Origin of the sequence: Luteibacter rhizovicinus (genome assembly GCF_004342265.1) — a bacterium.
Classification (GTDB): domain Bacteria; phylum Pseudomonadota; class Gammaproteobacteria; order Xanthomonadales; family Rhodanobacteraceae; genus Luteibacter; species Luteibacter rhizovicinus_B.
Genome location: NZ_SMCS01000005.1, coordinates 117,146 through 143,225, shown reverse-complemented (window position 1 = coordinate 143,225; position 26,080 = coordinate 117,146). Strand labels below are relative to the sequence as shown.

31 protein-coding genes are annotated in these 26,080 nt (G+C 62.2%); 15 read left to right on the top strand and 16 right to left on the bottom strand.

Annotated elements, in window-relative coordinates; all coding sequences use genetic code 11:
- Window positions 1–14 precede the first annotated feature (14 nt).
- From EC912_RS13640 to EC912_RS13610, 7 genes are all read right to left on the bottom strand, one after another.
- Window positions 15–209, bottom strand: a complete 195-nt coding sequence (locus tag EC912_RS13640) for a hypothetical protein (RefSeq protein WP_207906847.1) — start codon at window positions 207–209, stop codon at window positions 15–17.
- Between the two features lie 102 nt (window positions 210–311).
- Window positions 312–722 (bottom strand): hypothetical protein, encoded by a 411-nt coding sequence (locus EC912_RS13635; RefSeq protein ID WP_132144960.1) that lies wholly within the window; start codon window positions 720–722, stop codon window positions 312–314.
- Window positions 723–797: 75 nt separating this feature from the next.
- A complete protein-coding gene (locus tag EC912_RS13630) occupies window positions 798–1,013 on the bottom strand; it encodes a hypothetical protein (RefSeq protein WP_132144958.1) in 216 nt (71 codons plus the stop codon).
- Between the two features lie 86 nt (window positions 1,014–1,099).
- Window positions 1,100–1,423: a hypothetical protein gene (locus EC912_RS13625; protein WP_132144956.1), complete on the bottom strand. Its 324-nt coding sequence runs from the start codon at window positions 1,421–1,423 to the stop codon at window positions 1,100–1,102.
- Between the two features lie 68 nt (window positions 1,424–1,491).
- Complete coding sequence (locus tag EC912_RS13620) at window positions 1,492–2,322, bottom strand: hypothetical protein (protein WP_132144954.1); 831 nt, start codon at window positions 2,320–2,322, stop codon at window positions 1,492–1,494.
- 83 nt (window positions 2,323–2,405) lie between these two features.
- Window positions 2,406–2,747 (bottom strand): hypothetical protein, encoded by a 342-nt coding sequence (locus EC912_RS13615; RefSeq protein WP_132144952.1) that lies wholly within the window; start codon window positions 2,745–2,747, stop codon window positions 2,406–2,408.
- A 41-nt stretch (window positions 2,748–2,788) separates the two neighbouring features.
- Window positions 2,789–3,514 carry a murein L,D-transpeptidase catalytic domain family protein gene (locus EC912_RS13610; protein WP_132144950.1) on the bottom strand — a complete coding sequence of 242 codons (726 nt, stop codon included), beginning with the start codon at window positions 3,512–3,514 and terminating at the stop codon, window positions 2,789–2,791.
- 134 nt (window positions 3,515–3,648) lie between these two features.
- Between EC912_RS13610 and EC912_RS13605 the strand changes: the two genes are divergently transcribed.
- From EC912_RS13605 to EC912_RS13595, 3 genes are all read left to right on the top strand, one after another.
- Entirely contained in the window at window positions 3,649–5,382 is a 1,734-nt protein-coding gene (locus EC912_RS13605; RefSeq protein WP_132144948.1) for a L,D-transpeptidase family protein, read from the top strand.
- A 43-nt stretch (window positions 5,383–5,425) separates the two neighbouring features.
- Window positions 5,426–6,181 carry a 2OG-Fe dioxygenase family protein gene (locus EC912_RS13600; protein WP_132144946.1) on the top strand — a complete coding sequence of 252 codons (756 nt, stop codon included), beginning with the start codon at window positions 5,426–5,428 and terminating at the stop codon, window positions 6,179–6,181.
- A gap of 189 nt (window positions 6,182–6,370) precedes the next feature.
- Window positions 6,371–6,607: a hypothetical protein gene (locus EC912_RS13595; RefSeq protein WP_132144944.1), complete on the top strand. Its 237-nt coding sequence runs from the start codon at window positions 6,371–6,373 to the stop codon at window positions 6,605–6,607.
- Here EC912_RS13595 and EC912_RS13590 read toward each other — a convergent pair.
- From EC912_RS13590 to EC912_RS13575, 4 genes are all read right to left on the bottom strand, one after another.
- On the bottom strand, window positions 6,594–6,899 hold the full coding sequence (locus EC912_RS13590) for a hypothetical protein (RefSeq protein ID WP_132144942.1): 306 nt from the start codon (window positions 6,897–6,899) through the stop codon (window positions 6,594–6,596). The genes EC912_RS13595 and EC912_RS13590 overlap by 14 nt on opposite strands.
- Window positions 6,900–6,980: 81 nt before the next feature.
- Window positions 6,981–8,810 carry an FAD-binding oxidoreductase gene (locus EC912_RS13585; RefSeq protein WP_132144940.1) on the bottom strand — a complete coding sequence of 610 codons (1,830 nt, stop codon included), beginning with the start codon at window positions 8,808–8,810 and terminating at the stop codon, window positions 6,981–6,983.
- Between the two features lie 117 nt (window positions 8,811–8,927).
- Window positions 8,928–9,689 (bottom strand): LytR/AlgR family response regulator transcription factor, encoded by a 762-nt coding sequence (locus EC912_RS13580; protein ID WP_132144938.1) that lies wholly within the window; start codon window positions 9,687–9,689, stop codon window positions 8,928–8,930.
- Window positions 9,686–10,813, bottom strand: a complete 1,128-nt coding sequence (locus EC912_RS13575) for a sensor histidine kinase (protein WP_132144936.1) — start codon at window positions 10,811–10,813, stop codon at window positions 9,686–9,688. The genes EC912_RS13580 and EC912_RS13575 overlap by 4 nt, the downstream gene beginning before the upstream one ends.
- 116 nt (window positions 10,814–10,929) lie before the next feature.
- Here EC912_RS13575 and EC912_RS13570 point away from each other — a divergent pair, with 116 nt between their 5' ends.
- From EC912_RS13570 to EC912_RS13530, 9 genes are all read left to right on the top strand, one after another.
- Window positions 10,930–11,652 carry an HAD family hydrolase gene (locus EC912_RS13570; protein WP_132144934.1) on the top strand — a complete coding sequence of 241 codons (723 nt, stop codon included), beginning with the start codon at window positions 10,930–10,932 and terminating at the stop codon, window positions 11,650–11,652.
- Between the two features lie 50 nt (window positions 11,653–11,702).
- The gene (locus tag EC912_RS13565; RefSeq protein WP_132144932.1) at window positions 11,703–12,860 is read left to right on the top strand and encodes a GGDEF domain-containing protein; all 1,158 of its coding nucleotides are present in this window, start codon (window positions 11,703–11,705) and stop codon (window positions 12,858–12,860) included.
- Between the two features lie 73 nt (window positions 12,861–12,933).
- The gene (locus EC912_RS13560; protein WP_207906846.1) at window positions 12,934–13,434 is read left to right on the top strand and encodes a RidA family protein; all 501 of its coding nucleotides are present in this window, start codon (window positions 12,934–12,936) and stop codon (window positions 13,432–13,434) included.
- A 303-nt stretch (window positions 13,435–13,737) separates the two neighbouring features.
- Window positions 13,738–14,517 carry an alpha/beta fold hydrolase gene (locus tag EC912_RS13555; protein ID WP_132144930.1) on the top strand — a complete coding sequence of 260 codons (780 nt, stop codon included), beginning with the start codon at window positions 13,738–13,740 and terminating at the stop codon, window positions 14,515–14,517.
- Window positions 14,518–14,552: 35 nt separating this feature from the next.
- On the top strand, window positions 14,553–15,368 hold the full coding sequence (locus EC912_RS13550) for a creatininase family protein (RefSeq protein WP_132144928.1): 816 nt from the start codon (window positions 14,553–14,555) through the stop codon (window positions 15,366–15,368).
- 61 nt (window positions 15,369–15,429) lie between these two features.
- On the top strand, window positions 15,430–16,638 hold the full coding sequence (locus tag EC912_RS13545; RefSeq protein WP_132144926.1) for a YncE family protein: 1,209 nt from the start codon (window positions 15,430–15,432) through the stop codon (window positions 16,636–16,638).
- Window positions 16,639–16,759: 121 nt separating this feature from the next.
- On the top strand, window positions 16,760–16,996 hold the full coding sequence (locus EC912_RS13540; RefSeq protein WP_132144923.1) for a hypothetical protein: 237 nt from the start codon (window positions 16,760–16,762) through the stop codon (window positions 16,994–16,996).
- A 66-nt stretch (window positions 16,997–17,062) separates the two neighbouring features.
- The gene (locus tag EC912_RS13535; protein WP_132144921.1) at window positions 17,063–17,482 is read left to right on the top strand and encodes a hypothetical protein; all 420 of its coding nucleotides are present in this window, start codon (window positions 17,063–17,065) and stop codon (window positions 17,480–17,482) included.
- A gap of 132 nt (window positions 17,483–17,614) precedes the next feature.
- Complete coding sequence (locus EC912_RS13530) at window positions 17,615–18,538, top strand: alpha/beta fold hydrolase (protein ID WP_132144919.1); 924 nt, start codon at window positions 17,615–17,617, stop codon at window positions 18,536–18,538.
- A gap of 60 nt (window positions 18,539–18,598) precedes the next feature.
- Here EC912_RS13530 and pssA read toward each other — a convergent pair whose 3' ends face one another.
- The 3 genes from pssA to EC912_RS13515 all read right to left on the bottom strand — a co-directional run bounded on the left by pssA (window position 18,599) and on the right by EC912_RS13515 (window position 21,104).
- A complete protein-coding gene (pssA, locus tag EC912_RS13525) occupies window positions 18,599–19,216 on the bottom strand; it encodes a CDP-diacylglycerol--serine O-phosphatidyltransferase (RefSeq protein WP_243649275.1) in 618 nt (205 codons plus the stop codon).
- A 73-nt stretch (window positions 19,217–19,289) separates the two neighbouring features.
- Complete coding sequence (locus EC912_RS13520; protein ID WP_132144917.1) at window positions 19,290–19,850, bottom strand: GNAT family N-acetyltransferase; 561 nt, start codon at window positions 19,848–19,850, stop codon at window positions 19,290–19,292.
- A 66-nt stretch (window positions 19,851–19,916) separates the two neighbouring features.
- Window positions 19,917–21,104 carry a threonine aldolase family protein gene (locus EC912_RS13515; protein WP_165973598.1) on the bottom strand — a complete coding sequence of 396 codons (1,188 nt, stop codon included), beginning with the start codon at window positions 21,102–21,104 and terminating at the stop codon, window positions 19,917–19,919.
- Window positions 21,105–21,350: 246 nt separating this feature from the next.
- Between EC912_RS13515 and EC912_RS13510 the strand changes: the two genes are divergently transcribed.
- Together EC912_RS13510 and EC912_RS13505 are read left to right on the top strand one after the other, a co-directional pair.
- Window positions 21,351–23,315: a S1 family peptidase gene (locus EC912_RS13510; RefSeq protein ID WP_243649274.1), complete on the top strand. Its 1,965-nt coding sequence runs from the start codon at window positions 21,351–21,353 to the stop codon at window positions 23,313–23,315.
- 131 nt (window positions 23,316–23,446) lie between these two features.
- Window positions 23,447–23,815: a peptidase C13 gene (locus EC912_RS13505; RefSeq protein WP_132144911.1), complete on the top strand. Its 369-nt coding sequence runs from the start codon at window positions 23,447–23,449 to the stop codon at window positions 23,813–23,815.
- Between the two features lie 5 nt (window positions 23,816–23,820).
- Here EC912_RS13505 and EC912_RS13500 read toward each other — a convergent pair whose 3' ends face one another.
- On the bottom strand, window positions 23,821–24,396 hold the full coding sequence (locus EC912_RS13500) for a hydrolase (RefSeq protein ID WP_132144909.1): 576 nt from the start codon (window positions 24,394–24,396) through the stop codon (window positions 23,821–23,823).
- A 68-nt stretch (window positions 24,397–24,464) separates the two neighbouring features.
- Here EC912_RS13500 and EC912_RS13495 point away from each other — a divergent pair, with 68 nt between their 5' ends.
- A complete protein-coding gene (locus tag EC912_RS13495; protein WP_165973597.1) occupies window positions 24,465–25,079 on the top strand; it encodes a TetR/AcrR family transcriptional regulator in 615 nt (204 codons plus the stop codon).
- Between the two features lie 38 nt (window positions 25,080–25,117).
- Here the strand turns inward: EC912_RS13495 and EC912_RS13490 are convergent, their stop codons facing one another.
- Window positions 25,118–25,948, bottom strand: coding sequence for an aldo/keto reductase (locus tag EC912_RS13490; RefSeq protein WP_132144905.1), 831 nt, complete (start codon window positions 25,946–25,948; stop codon window positions 25,118–25,120).
- Window positions 25,949–26,080: the final 132 nt, after the last annotated feature.

Genomic DNA, 26,080 nt, shown 5'->3' with positions numbered 1-26,080 from the left:
CATCGCATACATTTTCATCGAGTACGTTCCGATCTGGCGGTGTCCAGCCATTCGGCGTGTTTGATACCACGCCCCATGGCGGCATCTACCGCGCTGCGTTCATTTTCGAAATCGTCGAGGAGGGAGATCATCACGAAGTCCTTCGGACCGATATAGGCCGCAGGTTCGACGATGTAGGCCGACTTGTACACGCCAGCCGACGTTTGCATGCTTCGCACTTCGACGCAGTAATGTCCAACGATCCGCCGATGCATGATTGCCTCCCCGTCCTTTGCGGCATGATCCGAAGCCACGACACGGGTCACAGAATTTCAACCCGGGGCGTGCTTCTCAGCCGTCAGACTACCCCCGTCCGGCGAAATACGGAACACCCGGGTTTCGCCCGTACCCAGCGTCGCGTCGGCGTCTACCCGGGGTGCGTCGCAGGCGCCGTGCGGCAGGAGGCTCAGCTTCCGGCTACCGGAAGGAAGGTGCAGCGTAAGTTGTTGACCGACCTCCATATCCGCGACCACCTTGTCGTCGACATAGATGGCGCTGGAGCACCCGGCTCCCCACAGGTCGTGGTCTCTTATAAGCGTCAGGGTCGCGTCGCCCTCGGTCGGGTCCTGATACTGATAGACCGTACTGGACATCGCGTCGTGAATTTCGGTGTGACGCTGGTTTTGCGTGGCGCAGCCCGCGAGGGCGACTACCGCGAGAACGAGGGTATAGGCGGGACGCATGGCGCGCTCCTTGACGGGAATGCCCCGAAGCATTGGGTGGACTATGTGCAGGATCGGTGAAACCGGCCTGCCGGCTTACTCTTCCATCCCGATCAGACGCTCGATATCCTCGATGGCGAACTGCTTTGCCACGCGCACCCGCTCCCGCTGCCCCATCAGTCGGCAGGCCGGGCCAAGCTGCTTGCTTCGTCGCAGCCGTCCGTCGCGACTGATCTGGTAACCGTCCGGTCCGTATTCCACGAGGTAGGTTGCCTGCTGCCCCTGCGTACGTCGGTATTGCGTCAGTTCCATATCGCCTCCCGATGAGACCGCTCCCGGCCGCCCAAGCATAGTTGCGGCCACAGCAGACCTCTTATCGAGACGCAGATCACAAAAAGCTAGGGTCCGATCGCCTCGAATGTCACGCGCGCCGCGCTGAATTCGATCAGCGTATGCAGCGGAAATGCCTCGGCCACGCCGCTGATGCGACTGATGGCTTCCTGCAGGTCCGGGTCTTCGTCCATGGCCTCGATGCTCCTGACGGACGAGAGCTCGGCGATGACCAGTATGTGGCCAGCCTCGGTACGGGAAATATAAATATCCTTGCGGGTCATCAGCCCCTTTTCGCGGGCGATGTTCAGCGCGTCGCGGATCCGCTCCACGACGTCCTCCTCGCGGCTGCCCGCGAGCAGCCTGACGCCAACTACGAACGTACGCGCCATAGCCCCTTCCCCCAAAGGATCGACAAAGTGTGGTGATTCCCACCCACACTGACAAGTAGCGATCGCGGTTAGCGGGACGGCCCCGCCATTCGCGGCACGTAGCACCCCCACAGCTCGGGGTCGGTATCCCAGGGCGCGGCGACTTCCCTTTTATCCAGATAGAAACGGACGAGTCCTTCCAGCTTCTCGCGCTGACGGAACAGATAGCGCAATTCGGACCCGGTGTAACCCGGCATCGACATATCGACCGGTCCCGAAGGACGGCCGCCTGCATGCGAGCGATCGGTTTTGTCGACAACGCGACGCATGTCCAGGCCGTCGAGGGCGAAGTGCACGGTCGCCGGGCTCGCTCCCCGCCAGTGGATACCTTTGTCCTTGAGCAACTGCTCGAGCGCGAACTTGCTCATGTGCTTCGTGGCAAGCCAGGTACTGTTGGCGACGCTCCATGCGGGCGCGAACCGTTCGTTTCGCTCCGACGTCCGGACGGCCAGGTTCCGTATGAGCGGCGCGACGATCGAATACTTCGGGTGCGCGAACAGGTCCATCAAATAAACGCACGCGTAGAGCAACCTCGGATCCATCGAGGCCGGATCGTCCGCGTCGCTCATGCCCATGCGGCGATGCAATTCGGCAAGCATCGTGGACTCATCGTCCATGGTGATATTGCCAGCCCTGCGCAGACCGTATTCGACGATATAGCGGATACCGCTACGCGGGTCGGCGGCACTTCCCAGCATGCCATTACACCGGCCAACGAAGCTGATATGCGGCAACGGCCCCATCGGAATGCAGCACAGAACGTATCGATAGTGATGCGGAAAGGCGTAGCGGCTAATCGTCGCGCTCAGGCCAAAAATCATGTCCCCGTGTTCGGGACGAAATTGCGTATCGAAGTGCACGATGGCGTTCCTTGCCCGTGGGGACTCGTGTAACAGACGAGAGGCGACCCAAAGGTCGCCTCTTCAGTCGGAAGCTCTGGGCTTCAGAGGCAGGAAATCGCTTCCTCGCGATAACGACCGTCGTAGTCGCCCTTGCCCTTCTGGATTTCGTACATTACGACCTGTGCGCCGGCACCGCTGGCCTTGACGTCGATGCGCTCATGGGCGCTGGACTTGCTGTCGTCGGCGGTGATGCGGCCTTCGTCGTCCTTGCTGTTGCCCTTGGCATTCGGCGTGATCGCCTGCCACTTCGGCTCGACGCACTGCACATACGCCTGGACACTCTTCGACGTATGGCTGCTGAGCTTGGGAAGGGTATCCGTCATGCCGCGCGTAGCGCAGCCGGCAAGGGCGACACAGGCGGCGATCGCAAGAACGTGTTTCATGCTCGATTCCACGGTTAGGTTCCGCCGATTCTAGCGCGAGATCAGATGCCGGTATCGCCTGCGCGCGTGGCTTCGGCTTTCGCCAGCTGGCCGACCGGGCACTTATTGAGGAACGCGGACGACGAAAGCCAGCGCTTGTCGGGGTAATAGGAGAACACCATCTGCCCGTCCTTCAACGCGTCGATCAGCTTGTGCGCGACAGCGACGCGAACCGCCGGGCAACCCCAGCTGCGACCGATGCGGCCCGCCGCCCTGGCCATGGATTCGCTGACGTAAACCGCCCCGTGAATAACGAGAGCGCGATCGAACGCGTGATCGTTTACACCGCGCTCCAACCCATCCATCCGCAACGAATAGCCGTTCTTGCCTTCGTACGCCGACGACGTGCGGAACAGGCCGATGCTGGAAGCGAGGCTTTCCGGCGCATTGGAAAAGCGCGTCGAAAGCGCGTCGCCGCTATTGCGGCCATGGGCCACCAGCTCCTGGAACAGAAGCTTTCGTTTGACGGTATCGAACACCCACAGCCGTGGTTCCGACGAAGGCTTCGAATAATCGATCACCGCGAGCTTCTCCGACGGTGCCATGCCCTGTCCCTGCGCGCACGCCGATGCCCGGACAGCGAGTCCGATCACCTTGGGATCAGCGGAGGGAGCGAGGCGGGCCAACGCAGCGCCAAGGGAATCGGCGCGTGCGGAAGTGGCGAGGGCGAAGCAGGCGACCAAAGCAAGGGGCGCCAGAACGGCGAGCGAACGTTGGAATTCAATCATGCAACCGACCGGGGCAAACTCAGGGGGCATCCTAACGTGCCGATCATTTGTCGACCACATTATCGTCACGCCGCAGTCATTCATATATGTGAAGAACTGAGACAATGCACACGAATCACAGGAATTGATTGATCATGTCTATGGAAAAGTTCGTGTCGCGCCGCATTGCCATCGCCATTCTCACAGCGGGTCTTGCCTTCACCGCCAACGCGCAGGTTCCCTCCTCCGCCAGTTCGGCGGCGGCGCCACCGCCGATCATCGCACCCGCGGCCAGTTCGTCGGTTGCCGCGGCACCCGCCCCGCCGGCAGCCGACGACCCCGTCGCACAGGCCATCTACGCGCGCATGCAGCAGATGACGCCGATCGGTGGCGGCCCGTTGCCGCGATCCGAGGTCACGCTGGGGAAAGCCGTGGGCGATTTCTATGCGCAGAGGCATTACACCGCCGCGTGGACGGACAAAACGAATGTCGACCAGTTGCTGGCGGGACTCCGGTCCATGGACACCGACGGTCTCAACCCCGAGGACTATTCGCTGTCGCAGCTGACGTCGCTGCGTGACGGACTCGATCCCGCCAATGCCTCGCCGACGCAGAAAGCGGAGTTCGATGTGCTGGCCACCACGACTTACATCACGTCGCTGGTACAGCTCGCGCGCGGCAAGGTCGATCCGGTCAGCCTCGATGCCACGTGGAATTTCGATCCCGTCGCCATCGATCCCCAGCAGGGGATGAGCATGATCCAGACGGCTATCGAAGAGCGCAGCATCGACCAGGTCTACGCCATGGCCCGGCCGCAGAACACGCTGTATACAAGCCTTCGCGATGGCCTTGCCCGGATGCGCGATATCGCCGCCAAAGGCGGCTGGCCCACCCTCACCGACGGTCCGGTGCTCAAATCCGGCATGACCGATGCGCGGGTCGGCGCGCTGCGTACGCGTCTGGTAGCGGGTGGCTATCTCGATCCCACGCTCGCCTCCGGCAACACCTTCGACAGCCCGCTGACCGATGCCGTCAAACGCTTTCAGGCCGATCAGTACCTGGATGCGGACGGTAGCGTGGGCGCGAGTACCGTTGCCGCAATGAACGTACCCGTCCAGCAGCGCATCGAGCAGATCCGCGTGAATCTCGAGCGCGCGCGCTGGCTGCTGCACGAGCTTCAGGGAACCTTCGTCGTGGTCGACATCGCGGGCTACAAGATCAGCTTCTATCGCGACGGCAAGCCGGTATGGCGTTCGCGCGTGCAGGTAGGCAAACCCTATCGAAGCACGCCGATCTTCCGTTCGCAGATCACCTACATCACGTTCAACCCGACTTGGACCGTACCGCCGACGATTCTGAAGAACGACATACTGCCCAAGGTCCGTCAGAACCCCGCCTATCTCGCAAACAACCGCATCCGCGCGCTCAACGGCAGCGGTCAGGTCGTGCCCGTTTCCAGCGTCGACTGGAACAATCCGCGCGGGATCACCCTTCGTCAGGATGCCGGGCCCGGCAACTCGCTGGGACGCGTCGTCATCCGGTTTCCGAACTCGTTCTCCGTCTACCTGCACGACACGCCGCACCAGGAAATGTTCGCACTGCAGAAACGCGACACCAGTTCCGGCTGCATCCGCGTGGAGAAACCTCTCGAACTGGTCCAGTTACTGTTCAACGACGACACGAAGTGGAACCGCGCCGCCATCGACGACCGCATCGCCGCCGGCAAGACACAGAACGTGACCCTGCCGGCCTCCGTCCCCGTATTGCTGGCGTACTGGACGGTCGACATCGCCGACGACGGGCATATCGCGTTCAAGCCGGACGTCTACAGCCGGGATCAGCCATTGCTGCAGGCGCTCGACCGTCCGCCACCGGTCAAGCTGCCCTGAGCTCAGGCAGCTCGCGAACGAAGCAACGCTCTATAATCTGCGAATGACCACGCTCTCCGCCCCGGCTGTCCCGGCGCTGCTCGACCTGCTACGTAATGACGGTTATGCCTTCGTTACCCACGACGCGATGCGTCCGCTGCTCGACAGGGCAAGCGGACTCGACGACTGGAACGAATTCGCGGCAAGCTGGAACGACCTGGCACCCGATGCCTACCTCGCCGCGCATGGGCGCTATCGTCGCCGGCGGCACGCCACGTTTTCGGCCGTACCGGGTAGTCCCGTCACGCCGGAACCGCATCAGCCGCATTACCAGGCGCTGAAATACAACACGCTTCAAGGCGATATCGAGCGCTGGTTCGAACCCGTACTACCCACCATCGCGGCAAGCGCGAGCATGCGGTCGATTCTTCGGTTCTGTCACGATTTCTTCGGCGCCCTCGCGCCCGGCGTACCGCGCTGGCACGTCGAGGTACACCAGTTCCGCATCGAGGCCAACGCACAGACCGCCGGCGAGCCGACACCCGAAGGCAGTCATCGCGACGGCGTCGACTACGTCCTGGTACTGCTGGTCGACCGGCACAACATCGCCAGCGGCACCACGACGATCCACGCACCCGATGGCCGGCTGCTCGGCGATTTCACCCTGACGCGACCGCTGGACTGCGCATTGATCGACGATCCCCGCGTATTCCACGGCGTCACGCCCGTCACCCCGCTCGATGCCTCCGAGCCAGCCCACCGCGACGTCCTGGTCGTCACATTCAGAGCAGCGCCCCCGGCCATCGCGGATCTTGTGTAGAAGCGCGCTTGAACGCGATCCCTGCGAAGACGTAGCAGTGGGTTATCGCGATAACGGTGATTCGGCACTTCCTGGGGCCCTGAGGACATCGCGCTCAAGCAAACTCCTACACAAGACCTGCCGTGACCTGCGTGCGAACCGCTGCTATCCCCTCACCGTCACCCCGGCATACACCGGGGTCCTTCGCAGATGACGGTCGACACATCCAGCCTGGAACGCCCCGACTTCTCGTCGACGACGGACCTGTACGGCATCGTCGGCAATGTCTACGACATGCGCCTCATGCTGTTCGACTATCAGGGACTGGCCGCGCTGGCCATTAGCGGACTGCTGCCGTTCGTTCCGGTCTGGTTGAGCGCCATACCCATGTCGACGATCGTCGACCACCTGGTGGACGCGCTCTTCCGACCGCTTATTGCTCGATGACGAGCGTGGTCTTGCTATCGCGCTTGATCAGGCCGGGGCCGAACTGCGTCACGAGACCGTCCTTCAGGATCACGGTGTAGTCGGACGAGGAAAACGAGAAGCGGCTGCGATGGCGGTTGAGGTAGCTCATCACTTCGAACCCGATCACCGTGCGGACGGAGTCGGGACGCCCCAGCCTGTCGACGACCTCTTCGCGAGGGGTACCGACGTCGAGCTTCGCGATTTTGGTGCCCATACCCTGGCAGCCGGCAAGCGCGACGGTCAACGCAAGCGTTCCCAAGAACCGTTTCATCGTAACCCCTCAAGACGTCCGGACTGGCCATGGAACCTCATGGCGTCCGATGGTACCGCAAGATTTCGCTTGCGCTACCGGCTACGTCGTACGGGTGAACCCATCGGCGCTCCAGCCCTCGCTTCCGACACCATGGTGGACAAAGAAAAGACCCTCGGGATCGTACTTGCGCTTCGCCGCTGCCAGCCTCGAATAGTTCGTACCCCAGAAAGCCGACTGCCAGGACGCCTGGAAATAGTCGCTTTCCGATACGTACGCTCCCGCATCCGGCACGATTTTCCGCAATGCCTCCGCTGCCGCACTTACGTGCTTCGCATCGTCCCGTGCCTTGGCGATATCGACCGTGGCACCGGGCATGCCCGGATACGCCGGCGAGCCGCTGCTGCCGATGATGGCCAGCGCGAAAGCTTCTAGCACGGCGGGATTCGTGGCCGTATCGCGCGACCTGGCAATCGCATCGTCGCCTCCGCCGGCCAACCCCTTATTGAAATGCAGTTCGACATCCCATTTCCCCGCCGCGGCAAACAACGCATCGACGAGGTCGGATTGCCGGTCCTTACGCAACAGGCTCGCCGGCATCCAGATCGACTGATAGGCATGAATGAACCAGCCGACCTGTCCCTGGTCTCCTTTCCAGAGCACGCGATTGCGCGGCGCCTCCGGCCTGTCGTCGGCGACCATCAGGCCCGGTGCGTGCTCGCGGAAAAATTCGGCGTCCCAGAAATGGCGGGCGGGCAGCGCCCGCGCCTTCAACGGCTCGACGAAGGCGTATTCCTTACGCTCATTCACCCAGTCGATGAGGGGTTGCCATGTTTTCTCCGCCTGTGCCTTATCCAGCCCCTGGAAAACCATCGAAACACGCAGGACACGCTCCCCGCGCAAGGACATCTGCTCTCCCCAGTGCGGATTGAACAGACTGGCCTGATAGAACTCGATCGCTTTGGCGATCAGTGCCCGGTAAGCCGTATCCGACGATGCCTGGATCGCCCCGAATACCCCTCCGAAAAATTCGGGCAATGCGTGCGTACGCAACGTGAGCCGCGTGACCACACCCAGACTGCCGCCGCCTCCACCCTTGATAGCCCAGAACAGTTCCGGGTTCGTGCACGCATTGGCCGTGCGAACGACGCCGTCGGCAGTGACGACTTCGGCCTCGATCAACCCGGCCGCCGCCGTGCCGAACTGCTTGGAAAAACTGCCGAAGCCGCCGCTCTGCACAAGCCCCGCGACGCCGACCGTCGTGCATCCGCCTCCCTGCACATAACGATTCCCCTGGGTCGTCACCGCATCGTACGCGTCGATCCACATCGCTCCCGCGCCGACAGTCACCGCCGGTTGCGGTGCGGTGCCCACGCAGCCCTGCGCGACGAAAGCATCGTGCGACGTCACGGTATTCATCGCCCGCGTCCACACCAGCAGCGAATCGGGCGCGTCGGACGTTCCCTGATAACTATGGCCACCGCCCTTCACGACCAGACGCAGATGGTGTTCGCGGGCGAAATTCACCGCGGCAGCGACATCGGATGCGTTCCTTGCCGCAACGGCATAGGCGCTCGGCTGCGAAAGCCACGCATCCGCCCAGCCGCTGGTCTGGGTGAGCGCTGGCTGATCGCCGATATAAAACGGATTCTTGATGTGCTGGAGCGCCTCTTTGCACGCGGCATCCGATCCATCGATACCGCAATGCGCGAAGGGCGACTCCGGTTTCAGCAGATGGCCGCCCGTGGCCCGGTTCAGTCGGTCCCATTGCGCCACCGACGGCCAGCCGGCATCTCCCGGACGGACGCGCGAACGAAGCATGCCTGCCGCGCCCCGCGCCGCCGCCGCGCATACGGAAACCAGTCCACCGGGTAAAGCCGCGAGCAGCAACGGTGACGCCATCGCGGCTTTGAGAAGATCACGTCGTTTCATAGGGAGCCCGTTGCCTCTGGAAAGATGCCAGCGCGATCATGCGCCCACGCGCCTTGCGGCGGCGCATTCACAGGGACGAACCATCCCGGGATGGGGACGAAACTCGCGCGACGGCAGTCAGACCCGCATCAGCAGGCTCGGCGGGACCTGATCCACGTAACGCCGCGTCCAGGTCAGCCTGCTGCCATCGTCGAGGACCAACCGGTACTCGCCCCCGGGCCACGGCGCGACTTCTTTTATCGTCGCAAGGCGAACCAGCGTGGAACGATTCACCCGGACGAACTTCGCGGGGTCCAGTCTCGCCTGCATACGTTCCACGGTGCCGCGCAAACGGTAACGCCCGCGCTCGGCATGGACCACCAGATAATTGCGATCCGCCTCGATATGGCCGATGCCATCGACCGGCAGCAGCCCGGCACGACCCTCCGCTTCGACGAGCAGATGTTCGGCGAAGTGAGCGGGCGCGGGCAGCGCATCCAGCAGCCGGTCGATCCGGCCGCCCATATCGGCGCGCGGCGTCAGGCGTTCCTTAAGCCGATGCACCAGACGGTCGAAACGTTCGGGGCTCACCGGCTTCAAAAGATAATCGAAGGCATGCACCTCGAAAGCCTGCAGCGCATAGTCGCCGTGCGCCGTGACGAAAACGATTTCCGCCGGCAGCGGATCGCCGAGTGCCTGAAGCAGCTCGAAGCCATCCATGTCCGGCATGCCTATGTCGAGGAAGACCACGTCCGGCCGATGCGTCGCGATCGCAGCGAGTGCTTCGCTGCCGCTGCCCGCTTCGCCCACGACGACGACCTCGTCCACGGCATCGAGGTAACGCCGCAGCTTTGCCCGCGCGGGCGCCTCGTCGTCCACAAGTACAACCCGCAGCGTCACAACGCGCCTCCCATGGACAACGGCAACCAGACCCGCACCTGCATCCCTCCCCCCTCGGCAGGCGCCAGTTCCACGCCCGTCGCCTCGCCATACAGATGATTCAACCTGGCCCGGACGTTGCCCAGACCGATACCGTGCCCCCGATGGCGCGGCGTACCGTCGCCGTTGTCCCGCACCAGAAACTCGATGTACTCCTCCCGCCCGACGATATGAATGTCGATGCGACGCTCGGCGCTACCGCCGTGTTCCACCGCATTTTCCACCAGCGGCTGCAATAACAGGAACGGAACGTTCGACGCGGCAAGACCCGGTGCGACGTGCATACGTACATCCAGACGATCGCCGAATCGCGCGCGCTGGATATCGAGATAAAGCTCCAGAAGACGAAGCTCATCGCCAAGGGCATGCTGCTGCGCGGACGTTTGCAGCGTTGCCCGAAGCAGTTCGCCGATGCGGGCAAGCATCTCGTCCGCGACGCGGGGTTGCTCGTACATGGACGCCGAAACGGCGTTCAACGCATTGAACAGGAAATGCGGGTTCAACTGGAGTCGCAACGCTTCCAGACGCGCATCGGCAAGCGCGGTTTCAAGCTGAGCCGCACGCAGTTCGCGAGCGCGGCTGGCGCGATAGTGGTCGAGAAGCCAGCTGATGGAGACGATCAGGATATAGACGACCACATCGCTGCCGAACTCCATGGCATAGCGCCAGGGCATCGAACCGTAGTCGTACGAACCCAGTCCGATCAGCGGAAAGATCAGGCTGCGCGATCCCCAGATCAGGCTGGTGTGCAGCGCGGAAAAGACGAGCAGCGACGCAAAATACCACGCGTATCGTCGCGGCCACGGACTGCTGTCACGGATCCGGCGAGCCGCGACTACCACGGGAAGAACCAGCAGGCCCGCGCTGAAAGTCCCCGTCAATTCCTCGGCCAGCCGTTGCCAGAAGCGTCCAGGCAAGCGGTTGGCTATCTCGTTGAGATAGAAATGGCATGCGTGAAGCGTGCCGATAGCCGTCAGGATCGCCAGCCATACGAGCGGCCGACGCCAGGCGTAGAAGCGTGACGGGCGATCGGACGAAGAGGCTTCCGTGGCAAGCGTATCGAGCGAGTTAACAGGCAGGTCCATTCACGCATCCTGCAGTCGAATGCTCCGGTCGACAATCCCCGGACAGCCCGGTCCACGAAGAAACCGGCGTAGCGCGCTATCCTTTGCCCTCCCCAGCAGGCCGCAGATGGATCGCCATGTCCGGATTGTCTTTCGATGCCGTGCTTTTCGATTGTGACGGCGTACTCGTCGATTCGGAGGCCATCACGGCTCGCGTGCTTGCCGACATGCTCGGCGAACTCGGCTGGCAGGTCAGCCTCGAAGAAACGATGCGCATTTTCATCGGCAAGGCGGTAAAGGACGAGGCGGCGACCATCCAGGCCCATACGGGCTTTTCGATCACACCGGAATGGCTGGCGCAGTTCTGGGCGCGCCGCAACGTGGCGTTGGAACGCGATCTCGAAGCCATTCCCGGGGCGGTGTCGACCGTACGCACCTTGCACCGGCAGCTTGCCGGTCGCATCGCCGTCGCCTCCGGTGCCGACAGGCACAAGGTCGAGCTGCAACTGGCCAAGGTCGGCATCCTCGACTGCTTCGAGGGCCGGATTTTCAGCGGGCATGAAACACCTCGCAGCAAACCGCACCCCGACGTCTATCTGGCCGCCGCCAGTGCGCTGGGCGTGGACCCGAAGCGCTGCGCGATCGTCGAGGACACCGTGACGGGCGCCACCGCTGGCGTCGCGACCGGCGCCACCGTATTCGGCTACAGCCCGGGAGGCCCCGGACACAGCGGGGCCGACGCTTTGCGTGAGGTCGGCGTCGCCTGTGTGTTCGACAGTATGGAGCACCTGCCCACCCTGCTTGCCGGCTGGGCCTCCTCCCGCGAGACGGATTCGCGTCAGCGCAAAGATCCGGCGTGAAGACGCCTTTTACGCCGTAATATGGTCCCCGGGGGAACACAGGGGGCGCAATGGGAACGGCCGGTCATCTCGACGTCTATACGCTGGGCATCATCGGCCTGGCGGTAGGCGTCACTATCTCGCTTAGTTTCACCCTGCTCAGCATGGTGCTGCGAGGCATGCTCGCGCTGCACATATGGGCCGTGTCGTTCTGGTTGCTCACGCTTGCCGGACTGGCGCAGGGCTATGACGAGAACACGACGTTCCTGTCGACGATTATCGGCAGCGTGCTTATCGCCGTGGCCAACGGCCTCATGCTCATGGGCATTGCCTATCACATCGGATATCCGCTGAAGACGCGGTGGCCGGCTGCCGTGATTGCACTCTTCCTTGCCATACAGGTCGCGTTTCTCATCGATCCGCCGCCGCAACAAGTGGAAGCCACGGTGTTCGGCATCAAGAGCATCGTCTGGGATGCATGGATGGTCTGGCTGCTTCTCCGGCGTGCGCCACCGGAGATGCGAATCAGTTGTGCGTTCACCGCGCTTATTTTCATCGTGGACACTTTCTTCTACATCGCCCGGGCAGGCGCGTCGATCTATCCGGATATCGAATCGCATGCGGTACTCGCCACCCTGCTCACGACGTCCAATTATCTGTTCGGCATCCTTTGTACGTTCCTGCTGAGCACGGGCTTCACGCTGATGCTCGCGCAGCGGCTCACCCACGACCTGCGACGCGCCGCCGATACCGACGGACTGACCGGCCTGCTGAATCGCGCCGCCGTGGTCAGCGAAGGGTCGCGACTGATTGCCGACTGTCGCAACCGTGGACGCGCAAGCGCCGTACTGATGTTCGACCTGGACAATTTCAAAGCGGTGAACGATCAGTGGGGGCACGCGGCGGGCGATGAAGTGCTGAAGCATTTCGTCCATGTCATTCGTGCCGCGGGAGTACCCGGCAATGCCTTGTTCTCACGCTACGGCGGCGAGGAATTCCTGCTCGTCGTGCCGGAGATCGGCAGCGAACACGCGATCGAGCTGGCCGAACTCATGCGTTCGCGCGTCGCCGGCGAGCCTGCCTTGTTCTCGCGGCAGGCTATTCCCTTTACCACCAGCGTAGGCGTATCCGCATCGCCGAGTCCGGAGCTGAATTCGCTGATCGAATCCGCTGACGCGGCGCTCTATCGCGCCAAGCATGCGGGGCGCAATCGGGTGACGGCGGCATAAGCCGGTCCCGGAGCGACGCAATATCCCGGGAATAAAGGTACCCTTCCCCGACCTGCCATCCCGGGAGCGTGCCATGTCTCGCCGTTCGATCGTGTCGTTCTTCTGCGCCTTTACGATGCTCACGTTCGCCACGACCGCCTTCGCGAAAGATGCCGCACCGGCGCCATCCGTGAATGGTGTCCGCTTCATCAATCCTTCCACCCTGTCCGCACCGACCGGATACACACACGTCGTCGAAGTGCCAGCTGCGGGTAAGACGCTTTATATCTCTGGCCAGGTCGCATTCAACGCGAAGGGCGAGCTTGTCGGTCCCAACGATTTCGCGGCGCAGGCGGAACAGGTTTTCGCGAATCTCGACGCCGCCCTCAAGTCGGCCAACGCCACCTTCGCCAACGTCGTCCGCCTGACCATTTACGTTACCGACGTGAGCCAGCTGAAGGCTCTGCGTGCGGCGCGCGACAAGTACGTCGACCTCAAGCATCCACCGGCAAGCACGCTTGTCGAGGTCAGCAAGCTGTCGCGGGACGGACTCCTTCTGGAGATCGAGGCGATCGCCGTCGTGCCCGCGCCCTAGCGCAGCTGGCTCCGCCACATACTCATGGATCGTCCACCCGTTCTCCGGAAGATATCGGAGAAAGCGTTATCGGCTGGCGCGGTGCACTGAAGACAGGGGCAATGGCCGTAATATGCTCGGAACAGAACCGATGAAGCCCTGGGGTAAAACGTGAAAAACCATTCGGCACATGTCCTCTTGGCGACCTGTTTTTCCGGTTGTCTCGCGTTGACCTCAAGCGGCGCGCTCGGGCAAGCCGCAGCTCACGCTCCCACGGCCAGGACCGCTCTGGTATCCGCTCCTCAGGGCGGCGACCGTGCCTCCATGGAAACCATGCAGATTCCCAGCCACGGGGCCCTCCTGAATGCGCTGGTCTATGTCGCGGCGGGCGCCGGGCCGCATCCGACCGTGATCCTGTTGCACGGATTCCCGGGCAACGAGCGCAATCTGGACCTTGCGCAGGATATGCGCCGGGCGGGCTGGAACGTTCTTTACTTCAATTACCGTGGGTCGTGGGGCACCCCGGGAGATTTTTCGTTCTCCCACGGCATAGAAGATACGGCAGCGGCACTGGCCTACCTGCGGCAACCGGCCGTGGCACGTCAGCTGCGGGTGGACCCTGCGCGCATTGTCCTGATCGGGCACAGCATGGGCGGCTTCATGACCGTGCAGGCCGCGGCGGCGGACCCCGCCATCAAAGCCTTCGCGACGATCTCGGCCGCCGACCTGGGAGAAGCCTTTCAGCAATTGCTGAGCAAGGACAAGGAACAGACCGCCGTTCAGAAAATGAGCGAGGGGCTTGCCCATGAAGGCATGGCACCTCTGAGCGGGTGTACGCCGGACGGGCTGGCCCGCGAGCTTGCCGATCACGCCGCCACCTGGACCTTCCACTCGAAGGTCGAGACGTTGAAACAACGAACGGCACTGATCGTCACTTCCGACGATGGCCTGGCAAAGCCAAGCGAGGCCTTCGCGGCGGATCTTGGCAAAGCCGGAGATACCCGGGTAACGACCGTGCACCTGCCCACCGATCACGCCTATTCCGACCAGCGCACCGAACTGTCGCGCGTCGTGCTGAAGTGGCTTGCGGCGCTTCCCAGGTAGTTCCTTAGTATTATTGCCTTCGATAAGGAGCCTTCATGCGCATTCCACTGCGACGAGCTTTCGTTTCCGTCATTTTTCTCATCGCCACGCAGACCGTCTTCGCGCAAACGCCGAAAACCGTGTTCCTTGAAGACCTGACCTGGACCGAGCTGCGCGACCAGATTCAGGCGGGCAAGACCACCATCATCATTCCCATCGGCGCAACGGAGCAAAGCGGCCCGGATGTCGCGCTTGGCAAGCACAACGCGCGAGTGAAGGTACTTTCGCAACGAATTGCGGAAGGACTGGGCAATGCGCTCGTCGCGCCGGTCATAGCCTATGTGCCCGAGGGAAGCTACGCACCGCCGACATCCCACATGCGATTTCCCGGCACCATCACCGTGCCGGACGACGTGTTCGAAAAAACGCTGGAATCGGCTGCAAACAGCTTTAAAGTCCACGGATTCAGGAACATCGTCTTTCTGGGCGATCACGGCGGTTACCAGAACGATATCAAGCAAGCGGTCGCCCGGCTCAACAAGACATGGTCCGGCTCGACCGCGCGGGCATTCGTCCCGCCGGAGTATTACGCTACCAGCTCGGACGGGTACTCGGAGATCCTGCGTAAGCACGGCTACCGCGATACCGAGATCGGCACACATGCGGGGCTCGCGGACACCTCGTTGCAGCTTGCGGTGGCACCGCAGATGGTTCGGCAGGATCGACTGCGAAGCGGTCCGAAGCTCGGGTCTGCCGACGGGATCTACGGCGGCGACCCGCGTCGCTCGACGGCCGAACTCGGTCTGTCGGGCGTCGAGGCGATCGTGTCGCGAACCATCGATGCCATCAAGAAGGAAACGGCGGGCCGCTAATGAATTCGCCGGCGTTTGATTCTTCCCACAGTTACCACTCCCCCTCGATTAGGGAAATGCCATGTATTTGTGTTCTCGTCGTTTGTCGCGCCTCGCATTGTCTGCCGGTGTCGCGTTGGCTGGCTTGTCCGGTGCCGGCGTTGCTTCCGCCGCGTCGGCTGTCGCCACAGTGCCCGGCATGCCGCCCGTGGTGAATGCCAAAAACCTGTACAGCGAAGCGGGTGCAGGCCATTTCAGTCCAGCGGTGGCAGGGGCGTTGTCACGGGTTTATGTACCGAATCTGCGCTCGAACGACGTCTATGTAATCGATCCGGCAACGCTCAAGGTGGTCGACCGCTTCAAGGTCGGCTTTAGCCCGCAACACGTCGTCCCTTCATGGGATCTGCAGACGCTGTGGGTGGCCAACAACGCCGAAGGCCGGCCCAACGGAAGCCTGACGCCGATCGATCCGAAGACCGGGAAGCCCGGCCAGGAAGTCATGGTCGACGATCCCTACAACATGTACTTCACGCCGGACGGCAAGGAAGCGATCGTGGTAGCGGAAGCGCATGCGCGGCTGGACTTTCGCGATTCGCATACGATGGCGCTGAAATCGAGCCTTCCCGTCCCGGAGTGCAAGGGCATCAATCACGCCGATTTCTCGATCGATGGCAAGTACGCGCTCTTCACGTGCGAATTCGACGGAAGCCTGGCGAAGGTCGATCTCGTCAACCGCACCGTCGTGGGCTACCTTCTGCTCAATAAGAAGGGTATGCCGCAGGACGTCCGTGTCTCCCCGGACGGCAAGGTGTTTTACGTCGCCGACATGATGGCCAATGGTGTTTTCGTGGTCGACGGCGACAGCTTCACGAAGATCGGATTCATCCCGACCGGCATCGGTACACATGGGCTGTATCCGAGCCGGGACGGTACTCGACTGTATGTTGCCAACCGCGGTTCCAATCGCATACATGGACCGAGCCAAAGCCGTACCCATAGCCACGGCCATGGTAAGAGCCATGCCAAGGGCAGTGTGTCGGTGATCGACTTCGCCACCCGCAAGGTCCTTGTAACCTGGCCCATTCCGGGCGGCGGCAGCCCCGACATGGGCAATGTCAGTGCGGACGGCAAAATGTTGTGGCTGTCCGGCCGCATGGACGACGTCGTCTATGCGATCGATACCACGACCGGTGCCGTCAAATCCATCCCTGTCGGCATGGAACCGCACGGCCTTACCGTCTGGCCGCAACCGGGCCGTTATTCGCTGGGCCACACGGGAAATATGCGCTGATCCCATCGCATCCACGCGCCCGGCAGGCCCGTCCTGCCGGGCGCTACCAACGTATTGGGCTGCCGTGCGCGGGACTGAATCCGAAGCAATGCGGATTGTCCGAAAATCGAGTGGAGGCATCGTGCAGTTCGAGAAACCAACCGATCCTGGTCAGGCCTTCCTCAATCGTGAAGCGATACCTGGCGTGACGTTCATGCACAACGACTATGTCCGGGTGCTATCCGGCGAGTTGGCTGGCTCCTTTGGCTCGTTAGTGACAGTTCTGGAGCTGGAGCCTGAGCCAACGTTTCTCCTGGAGCTGGAAACGGGATTCGATGCCCACGTTCGTCAGTCCGACATCGTGCTTGTGAACAGATAGAACGATCGGCCTTCCGCTTTGCGATCCGAAGCGGATGTCTCGTTTCGTCGACTTCAGGGGGAAAACATGCGCATTCTCAGTGGAAGCTTGGCGAGAGCCATCGCTCTCATATGCTTCGTCTCACCCGTATGTGCGCAGGACTGCGTCCTTCCCACCGCCTCTACCGTGTCGTTGCCTCCGCTCCCTGAACCCGTCGAACTAGTACCGGTCGAGAGGGATCGCGCAGACTGCACGGCGCATTGGTGTCATCTCACACATGCCGAACTCATTGCAATTACCCATGCCATCTCGCTCTACAAGAAGGACATGCCGAAGGTAAAAGTCTTTGAATCCGACGTAACCATCGAGCATCGAAAGGTCAAAGTCAGGCTGAGCGCACCGCGCGATGCCATGTACTACCTCTGTCATTTTGGCGACCCGACGCTGACCATATATATATTCGACGAATCGGGTACCAGATTCGAAGGGCGGGCATACGAGCGATAGGTCGTCACGAACCGTCTACGAGCCGTGTGCCGACTCTCTTTACTGACGCCGCTTTCCAAAGAGGAGTATCAACACATACGTGCCCCCTTTTTCCTCTTTGGAAAATCGGGCTGGCAATTCGAGAGAACAACCATGATCGCCACGTTTATAGATAGCTTGTTGGCGCGCATGTCGGCGAAGCGGCACACGAGCCCTCCTGCCGATTCCAACATCCGATACATCGACACGCCGGTTGGCACCGTGCGCGTTTACGACTCCGGCTCGACCATGCCATGCGTGGTGATGGTTCCCGATGGCCCCAATGTCATCGAGCACTACGAAGCACTAATCCATCTGCTTTCGAAAACGCTGCGCGTGGTGTGTTTCGACATGCCCGGCTTTGGCCATTCCCCACCGCGGCATACCTACAGGCACTCGCTGGATCAAGGTGCGCAAGCGGTCCTTGGTGTGCTCGATGGCCTTGGCATCGATAAAGCCACCCTCGCATTCAGCTGTGCCAACGGCTTCTACGCCCTGCGTACCGCGAGGATGGCACCAGAGCGCATCGTCAACCTGGTCCTTTCGCAGACGCCATCGCTTACGGCCATGCACGCCTGGACAGCCCGTGTCATACCGGGACTGTTGCGTGTTCCCGTCGTGGGACAAATAGCCGCATGGATCTTCCGAAAGAAAGCCGCCGCCAGCTGGTACGGGGTCGCGTTACCCAAAACGACGGACCCGCAGCCCTTTCGAAAAAAGTCGCTCGACGCGCTTTCCGACGGCGCCTGCTTTTGTCTGGCTGGCGTCGTTCAAGGGCTGGCGAAAGAGGAGATGGCGTCATTATGTGGAATCACCGTGCCGTGCACGATGATATGGGGTGAGAAAGATCGCTCTCACCAGCACACCGATCCCGGCTCCCTGCACGAGTGTGTCCCGCACGCCGATATCGTGCGCTTTCGGGATTGCGGGCACTTTCCGGACATCGAGCAGCCCGGACGTTTTGCCGAAATCCTCATGGATCGAATCGCAATTACCGGATATCCGGCATTTGCGGAACGTCGCGATCGGCCCGCATAGGCTTCAGGACGTCGAACATGATGTATCGCAACCGGAATGCGGAGCGCGGTACGAGCTTCGCTAGAGCTTCGGAATCCTGATGCGACTGACCATGAGCGCACCCGATACGGCAAACGTCAGCACGAGGGGATGCAGTTCCAGCACGCCGACCTGCCACTTGCCCAGCCACAGTTGCTCGCCAAGCGCGCCGTACCATGCCGCGACAGCCAGCATGGCGACGAGTATCAGGGTCGTCGGTATCGGCGTGCCCTCGAAGTACTTCACCTTGTCGCCGCCAGCCGATAGTTCTTCGGCGGTAACGTTGTACCGGGCCAGACGCGATACACCGCAGGCAACGAAGATGACCAGCACCACCCGGTCCAGCGAGCCCTGCATGCCGCAACCGTACGCGATCGCCGCGGGAAGGACACCGAACGAGACGACGTCCGCGAGCGAGTCTAGCTCGCGCCCCATCGCCGAACTCTTCTGCCGCCAACGGGCAATGCGACCATCGAGTACGTCGAACGTCAGCGCGACGACGACAAGACCGCAGGCAAGATAGATATGCCAGATATCCCCGTATTGCAGATACGACATCATGGAGAAAAGCGCGCTCACGCCGGCCACGGCGTTCCCCAGCGTAAACCAGTCGGCCAGATGGAACTCGCGAATCATCGAGAATGGCCGGGGCTTATGCATGGGTTGGGAACTTATGTGGCTGAAATACCGGCGCATTCTGCCATAGGTCACCCGGCAACGCCTTACGACTGTTCTACCCGCGTACCGCCATCCACTCGCGGGCCAGCAGCGCGAAGATCATGTCGTCGACCCACTCGCCGCGAAAAAAGTAGCTTTCGACATGGTGTGCTTCCTGACGGAAGCCCAGCGACCGACACAGCGCAACGCTGGCGGTGTTGCGAGGATCGACGGAACCGACCACGCGCCGATAACCCCACTGCCGGAACGCGAGATCGATACCCGCGTGCATGACTTCGCGCGCATAGCCCCTGCCCTGTTCCGCAGGCTTCAGCGAAAGACCGAACTCGATCGGGTCGTCCTTGCCTGCCGGGAAATGCACGCCGAAATCGCCGATCAGTTCGCCGGTCTGCCGGCTGCGGATCGCAAGCTGGCACCAGCTATCGGGTTCGCCGAAGGGACGTCGCGCCTGCTCCGCGATAAAAGCGGCGGCCTCGCTTTCGTTGGCCGGCTTCCAGCCTTGATATCGAGCTACCTCGGGATCGCCACGATACGCGAACAGGTTCGCTGCATCGTCCGGACGAAGCGGGTCGAGGATCAGTCGTTCCGTTTCCATCGCCGCACGCTTGTTTTCCATTCCCGCTCCCCGTGACCCGATCGGCTGTGCGACCGGGAGCGCAGTATAGAACCGATGGCGGCAACGTCAGCTCGCGAATGCCTTCGCAATGGTGTCCGTATCGCGCCGGAGCAGCGTTTCGTTGAAACCCAAAGCCAGACGTCCGTTCTCGATCTGGTCGATCCGGATGCCCAGCTTGTCCAGCCGCTCTTCGAGACCTTTCTGCCGTTCGGCCGACACCTCGACGAAATGGATATTGGTGCCGTGTTCGACGCGACGGACCGTGAAGCCTTCCGTCGCGCCCAGTCGATCCAGCAGGCGATCGCCCGCCTGCCGCACGCGCGCAAAGCGTTGCTCGAATCCATCCAGCGCATCGAGCGCCAGGAGCGCGGACTGCCAGCCGTGATAGATCGTGCCGCCGAAGATGTGGCGGGTCGCCCGGGCCTGTTCGATCTGCGCCTTCGTACCGGCGAGAATGGCTCCGAATGGCGCGCCGAGATATTTGTACAGCGACACATAAACCGTGTCGAACAAAGCGCAGTAACGATCGACCGCGAAACCTTCCGCACCGCTGTTGAGCAATAACCGGGCACCGTCCAGATGCATGCCGATGCCCTTCGGGCGGGCGAACGTGGAGATCTCTTTCGCAACCTCGTAAGGCACCATGGCACCGTCGGCACGACGCACCGGGCTTTCCAGGGAAATGGCACCGACGGAAAGCGGATACGCACCCTTCTCGGTCAACGTAACGGCCGCCACGACCTCCTCGAATGTGGGCGATGCCTTGGTCCCGCCCACCGTAAGCAGGTTGATATTGCTGAGCGTCGTGACCGCATCGCTTTCGTCGCGGTAGACGTGGCTCTCCTGCTGGACGATCGCGCGCCGGTGTTCGCCGCATAGCAGACGCAGGGCAACCTGGTTGGCCAGTGTGCCCGTCGGCATGAAGGCGGCATCTTCCTTGCCGAGCAAGGTCGCGAAACGCCGCTCCAGTTCGCCAACGGTACCGTTGACCAGGTACGCATCGCTGGTCTTCTTGCGCTGGGGATCGGAGCCCGCGCGCCGCTGTTCGAGCAACTCGGCCATACGGGCAACGGCGTCGCGGTTATAGCGCGGCACGTTGTCGCCGAAAAGGAAGATCGAGTTATTGATGCGATCCGGATCGTCGGGAAGCTTCGGCGAGGCGGCAAGAGCATAGGCAGGCAACACCGCCCCCGAGATCAGGCTCGCCGTTACGCCGGTGGCGAGGGACGAACGGAGAAAATCGCGACGCTTCATACCGTAGATCCTTAGCCTGGAGAAAGCCCGCCACCGGGGCCATCGAACGTTATCAGCGGCCCGGGCTCGGGAATACATGACGAAAGTCATCGTCGATCGGCCTGGCCGACGAGGTAATGGGGCTATCGGAACGTCATGGCGTTGACGTATCTTGGCGTCCTGACTGCGAGTGCCCGGGGGAGCGTGCGTGGATCCCGGTTATTTTCTTCAAGGCCGAGGAACTGCATGCTTATCCGTCACCGCGTCATGACCCGACTCCTTTTTCTCGTCGCGCTACTTCCCGGCGCCCCCGTCCTGGCCGTCAGCCTGGACCCGGCCGTGCTGCCGAAAGTGCAGGCCGCGACCTTCGAAGTCGTGCTGCCGAAAGCCGACGAATCCACGGTCACCTACGAGAAACCGTTGCCGCTGGATCTGTTGCCGTTCCAGTTCCGCAACGACAAATACGTCTCGATCGGCACGGCATTCGCGGTAAGCGACGGCCATTTCGTCACGGCCTTCCACGTATTCGCCGCCGGCATCGATAGCGTGTCCGGCGCACCCGCGTTGCGCGACTCCGGCGGCCACGTCTACGCCATCGACCAGATCACGCGATTCTCTCCGCAGGAAGACTTCGTCGAATTCACCGTACGCGACGCGCCGAAGGTCAAGCCGCTGGCGATCAATCGCAACGCGCCGCTCAACGACGTCGTCTTCGCTGTCGGCAATGCATTGGGAACCGGCGTGGTGATCCGCGACGGTCTGTACACGTCCGATACGCCGGAAGAACAGGACGGCCGCTGGAAATGGATGCGTTTCTCCGCTGCCGCATCGCCGGGCAACAGCGGCGGCCCGTTACTGGACAAGTCGGGCAAGCTCGTCGGTGTCGTGCTGGCGAAGTCGCCCGGCGAAAACCTCAACTACGCACTGCCCATCAATCGCGTACTGGATGCCTCGACGACAAAGGCGGATATCGACCGCCGCGAAAACTACGTCCTCGACATCATGGACGATGCCCAGACCGGCAATTTCCGGGGAAGCATTCCGCTACCCATCGCGTACCCGGACTTCATGGCGACGTACCTGAAGCAGTACAACGCATTCATCGAAGGGCAGCTCAAAGCGCTTCTGGCCAAGAGTGCGGATACCTTGTATCCGCGCGGCTCAGGCTCGCATCGCCTGCTGGTGGACAGCCAGGACATGGACACCTTCCCGTCGATCATCCGCCGCAGTGCGGGCGGTACGTGGAACCGGGTGGGAGCGGAACATGGCACCGACCGGCTGGCCGACAACGGCTATCTGGAACTCGGCGCTTCCGGCAAGAACATGCTCTTCCACCTGCGCAAACCGGACAGCGTTTCGTCGGTCAGCCTGTACGGCGATCCGAAACTGATGATGGATTTGCTCCTGAAAGGCACGCCGCTCAACCGCGACGTCGGCAACCAGAAGATCAAAATCCTGTCGCTGGGCAAACCCGTCAGCGACGAACTCCATGTCGACCGCTACGGGCGCCGCTGGTATATGCGCGTGTTCGCGCTGCCCTATATGAATGGCATCATCGTGATCGCCGCCCTGCCCGTTCCCGACGGTTATATCGCCATCGCACGGATGGCTTCGGCCAGCGACCGGCACGCCCATTCGATCGATCTGGAAGCCATGACCGACTTCGTCAGCGTGGGATACGGCGGCAGGTTCTCGCAGTGGAAGGAATTCCTGTCGAGCAAAGCACCACTGCCCGATGCGCTGCGCGATACGACTTTGTCCGTCGACTACGACAAGCGCTTCGACTTCACCTCGAAACCGATCCAGATCCAGTTCGGCCCGAACCTGCAGAAAATCCAGCCGGACAGCAAACTCGTTGTAGCCTTCGCCGTGGTTCCCGATGGCGACAACTACGCCATGCGTGTCGGCGGCGTCGTGGCCGCGGCGGAAGCGGCGAAACGCGACATGGTTCTGGTCAGCCGCTACGCGAAACCGTTCGACGATTCCGAGGAATCCGACAAGACCGCCTGGCAGCGCATACTCAAACGCGAACATCCGCTGGATCGCGTCCCTTACACCGATAGCGACGTGAGCTTCGTGGGCGCGGTTGTCGGCGCTCCGTCGCCTTCACCCGCCGCATCGCCCGACCATCTGTATTCCGTCACCATCGCCGTCGAGGGCACGCATCCTCCCACAGCCCTGAAAGACAAGCTCAATACGGCGATGAAGGGACTGACGACCGACAATCAGTGATGGCGTGGCGACGGCTTACCGCTGACTCCCGGGAACCACCGGATCGACGCCCAGCGGATCGAGGCATCGGGCGTCTGACGAATGGGGCGAAGTCCTGCTAACGTGCGCCGACACGACACGGAGCTTCCCCCATGCTTTCGACCCTGCTCGCGCTTGCCACGCTCGCCACGCCCGACTTCGCCGACCGCATGCTCGCGGCCAAGAAGCTGGAAGCGACCGCCGATGGCACCGCGTATCAGAAACGCCTGTGGGACAGCATCACCGATCAGATGACCGTGGCACTGGAGAGCTGCATCGCAAGCAACGCGCCGGCGGACCGTTCGCCGTTCACCGTCGTCGCGAACGTCGGTGCGGATGGGCGGGTATCCGGTGTGGCGATAAAGCCGGCAACACCCGTCGCCGGCTGTTTCTCCGGACAATTCGCTACGTGGCTGCTACCGGTACCGCCGAAGCTGCCCGCGCCTTATCCGATCGAGATCGACGTCAGCCTGACGCGCTGAATTTCTCAGCGCAGCATGTCGAGTACGGCATCCGTGCTGCGCACGCGTCCGATGCGCGTGAAAATATTGGCGACCGCGAACTGGTGATGCTCGCCATTGCCCGAACTCATCGCGTCTTCCGCGAACACGATGCCGTAGCCGTGCTCCCAGCCCGAGCGGGCCGTGGATTCCACGCCGATATTGGTAGAGATACCGGCCAGCACGAAGTTCGCGATACCGCGACGGCGCAGCTGCAAATCCAGTTCCGTGCCGTAGAACGCACCCCACTGACGCTTGACGATATCGATGTCCGATGCCGAAGGCTTCAGTGCATCGATGTCGTCCCACCAGTTCGCAGGCAGGCTCGCGGCGGGGTTCGGCTGATCGACCGGCAGCTTCAGCGCGTCGGCGAAATCCGGCGAAAAACCGACGCGCACACGCACGATGGGAGCGCCCAGTTCACGAAAACGGTCGGCAAGGCGTACCGCCCTGGCCACGACCTGATCCCCTGTATACGGCCCCTGCGCGTAGGGCAATATGCCCTGCTGAAGGTCGATGAGCACCAGGGCTGTCGTGCGAGAATCGAGGGTATCTGCGGTCATGGGGTAACTCCGCGTGGCTGTACCGATGGAAGATATGTGAGGATGTCCTCACCCTGGAGTTTATGAGCATGTCCTCACAAAAGGCAAGTCCGCAGGCAAAAGCGCCTCGTCGCGAGCGCGGTCATGCGCGTGTCGAATCCCTGCTCGAAGCGGCAGGCGAGACCTTCGCGGAAAAAGGCTACGAGGCGGCGACGATGACCGCCATCGCAAAGCGGGCAGGCGCTTCGATCGGTTCGCTTTACCAGTTCTTTCCGACCAAGGAACTGGTCGCGAAAGCGCTGCTCGATGTGCACATCGATGCGCTGAAGCAGCGCATGCTCGCGCTACGCAACAAAGCGGCCGGCATGGAACACGCGGCGCTCGCGCGCGCATTACTGCGGTTGCTGAAGGATTTCCGCCGGGACTATCCCGGCTTCGTCATGCTGGCGGAAGCGCCGGGCATTCCGATGGACTACCTGCTGGCCGTGCGCGGCAACAACCGCGCGGCGGTGGCTACGATCCTCGAAGCCCATCTACCCGATCTGACCGAAGCGCGCGCCCGCGTGGCGGCTTACGTCGTGCTGCAGCTGATGAAAACCTATGTCGCGCTCGCGGCGGAGCCGGCCATGACCGGACGCACGGCGGTTCTGGCAGAGCTGGAAACCGTGCTGACCGAACAGCTGACGCGACTGGCGTCGGAATAAACGTCGGGGCGGGGCATGCGAATGCCCCGCCCCGGCAATCAGTCGAGATGATCCGGGTGCGGACCGATGCGGTTGCCCGCGTCCAGACCGTCGATCGAGCGCATCTGTTCGGCACTGAGCTCGAAGTCGAAAACCTGGAAGTTCTCGGCGATGCGCTCGGGATTCTGCGACTTCGGAATAACCATGTAACCGCGCTGGATATGCCAGCGAAGCACCACCTGGGCCACGGATTTACCGTGCTGCTTCGCCAGGCCGGCCAGGACCGGGTTCTTCAGCATGTCGCCGCCCTGCCCCAGCGGACTCCACGATTCGGTCACGATATGATGATCAGCATTGAACGCGGCCACTTCGCGCTGACCGAAGTCCGGGTGCAGTTCGATCTGGTTGACGACGGGGACGACACCGGTCTCGCCGATGATCCGCTCGAGATGCGTCGGCTGGAAATTCGACACGCCCACGGAACGCAGGCGACCCTCTTCGCGCAAACGGATAAAGGCCTTCCACGTCTCGACGTAAAGATCCTTCGACGGGACCGGCCAGTGAATCAGGTACAGGTCGGCGTAGTCGGTACCCAGCCGTTTCAGGCTCGCATCGAAGGCTTTCAGCGTTTTGTCGTAACCCTGATCGGCATTCCAGAGCTTGGTCGTGAGGTAAATATCCTCGCGCGCCACGCCGGACCGGACGATGCCCTCGCCCACGCCACTTTCGTTGCCGTAGATCGCAGCGGTATCGATCGAGCGGTAACCCGCCTTCAGCGCCGAAGCGACGGCATCGGCCGCCAGCGCATCGTCGATCTGCCACACGCCGAAGCCCAGCTGCGGTGCGCGGCGTCCATCGTTGAGATCCATCATCGGAACGTGTTGGGTCATGCGACGTCTCCTGGTCAAAGGTTAGGATGATGGCGACACCTGCCGCTCAATCAACCCCGACGGCACATAAAAGGTTCTTCACGCACCACGGGGCCGATCTCGCGCGTCTGGGCGATCGTGTCATTAGCGGCT

Bases quoted from the DNA above. Each gene is read 5' to 3' on its own strand.
- EC912_RS13610 (WP_132144950.1), bottom strand. From the start codon at position 3,514: ATGATTGAATTCCAACGTTCGCTCGCCGTTCTGGCGCCCCTTGCTTTG.
- EC912_RS13630 (WP_132144958.1), bottom strand. From the start codon at position 1,013: ATGGAACTGACGCAATACCGACGTACGCAGGGGCAGCAGGCAACCTAC.
- EC912_RS13510 (WP_243649274.1), top strand. From the start codon at position 21,351: ATGACCCGACTCCTTTTTCTCGTCGCGCTACTTCCCGGCGCCCCCGTC.
- EC912_RS13500 (WP_132144909.1), bottom strand. From the start codon at position 24,396: ATGACCGCAGATACCCTCGATTCTCGCACGACAGCCCTGGTGCTCATC.
- EC912_RS13535 (WP_132144921.1), top strand. From the start codon at position 17,063: ATGCGCATTCTCAGTGGAAGCTTGGCGAGAGCCATCGCTCTCATATGC.
- EC912_RS13595 (WP_132144944.1), top strand. From the start codon at position 6,371: ATGACGGTCGACACATCCAGCCTGGAACGCCCCGACTTCTCGTCGACG.
- EC912_RS13520 (WP_132144917.1), bottom strand. From the start codon at position 19,850: ATGGAAAACAAGCGTGCGGCGATGGAAACGGAACGACTGATCCTCGAC.
- EC912_RS13570 (WP_132144934.1), top strand. From the start codon at position 10,930: ATGTCCGGATTGTCTTTCGATGCCGTGCTTTTCGATTGTGACGGCGTA.
- EC912_RS13515 (WP_165973598.1), bottom strand. From the start codon at position 21,104: ATGAAGCGTCGCGATTTTCTCCGTTCGTCCCTCGCCACCGGCGTAACG.
- EC912_RS13565 (WP_132144932.1), top strand. From the start codon at position 11,703: ATGGGAACGGCCGGTCATCTCGACGTCTATACGCTGGGCATCATCGGC.
- EC912_RS13555 (WP_132144930.1), top strand. From the start codon at position 13,738: ATGGAAACCATGCAGATTCCCAGCCACGGGGCCCTCCTGAATGCGCTG.
- EC912_RS13640 (WP_207906847.1), bottom strand. From the start codon at position 209: ATGCAAACGTCGGCTGGCGTGTACAAGTCGGCCTACATCGTCGAACCT.
- EC912_RS13530 (WP_132144919.1), top strand. From the start codon at position 17,615: ATGATCGCCACGTTTATAGATAGCTTGTTGGCGCGCATGTCGGCGAAG.
- pssA (WP_243649275.1), bottom strand. From the start codon at position 19,216: ATGCATAAGCCCCGGCCATTCTCGATGATTCGCGAGTTCCATCTGGCC.
- EC912_RS13505 (WP_132144911.1), top strand. From the start codon at position 23,447: ATGCTTTCGACCCTGCTCGCGCTTGCCACGCTCGCCACGCCCGACTTC.
- EC912_RS13495 (WP_165973597.1), top strand. From the start codon at position 24,465: ATGTCCTCACAAAAGGCAAGTCCGCAGGCAAAAGCGCCTCGTCGCGAG.
- EC912_RS13605 (WP_132144948.1), top strand. From the start codon at position 3,649: ATGTCTATGGAAAAGTTCGTGTCGCGCCGCATTGCCATCGCCATTCTC.
- EC912_RS13490 (WP_132144905.1), bottom strand. From the start codon at position 25,948: ATGACCCAACACGTTCCGATGATGGATCTCAACGATGGACGCCGCGCA.
- EC912_RS13585 (WP_132144940.1), bottom strand. From the start codon at position 8,810: ATGAAACGACGTGATCTTCTCAAAGCCGCGATGGCGTCACCGTTGCTG.
- EC912_RS13545 (WP_132144926.1), top strand. From the start codon at position 15,430: ATGTATTTGTGTTCTCGTCGTTTGTCGCGCCTCGCATTGTCTGCCGGT.
- EC912_RS13600 (WP_132144946.1), top strand. From the start codon at position 5,426: ATGACCACGCTCTCCGCCCCGGCTGTCCCGGCGCTGCTCGACCTGCTA.
- EC912_RS13550 (WP_132144928.1), top strand. From the start codon at position 14,553: ATGCGCATTCCACTGCGACGAGCTTTCGTTTCCGTCATTTTTCTCATC.
- EC912_RS13575 (WP_132144936.1), bottom strand. From the start codon at position 10,813: ATGGACCTGCCTGTTAACTCGCTCGATACGCTTGCCACGGAAGCCTCT.
- EC912_RS13625 (WP_132144956.1), bottom strand. From the start codon at position 1,423: ATGGCGCGTACGTTCGTAGTTGGCGTCAGGCTGCTCGCGGGCAGCCGC.
- EC912_RS13560 (WP_207906846.1), top strand. From the start codon at position 12,934: ATGTCTCGCCGTTCGATCGTGTCGTTCTTCTGCGCCTTTACGATGCTC.
- EC912_RS13615 (WP_132144952.1), bottom strand. From the start codon at position 2,747: ATGAAACACGTTCTTGCGATCGCCGCCTGTGTCGCCCTTGCCGGCTGC.
- EC912_RS13590 (WP_132144942.1), bottom strand. From the start codon at position 6,899: ATGAAACGGTTCTTGGGAACGCTTGCGTTGACCGTCGCGCTTGCCGGC.
- EC912_RS13635 (WP_132144960.1), bottom strand. From the start codon at position 722: ATGCGTCCCGCCTATACCCTCGTTCTCGCGGTAGTCGCCCTCGCGGGC.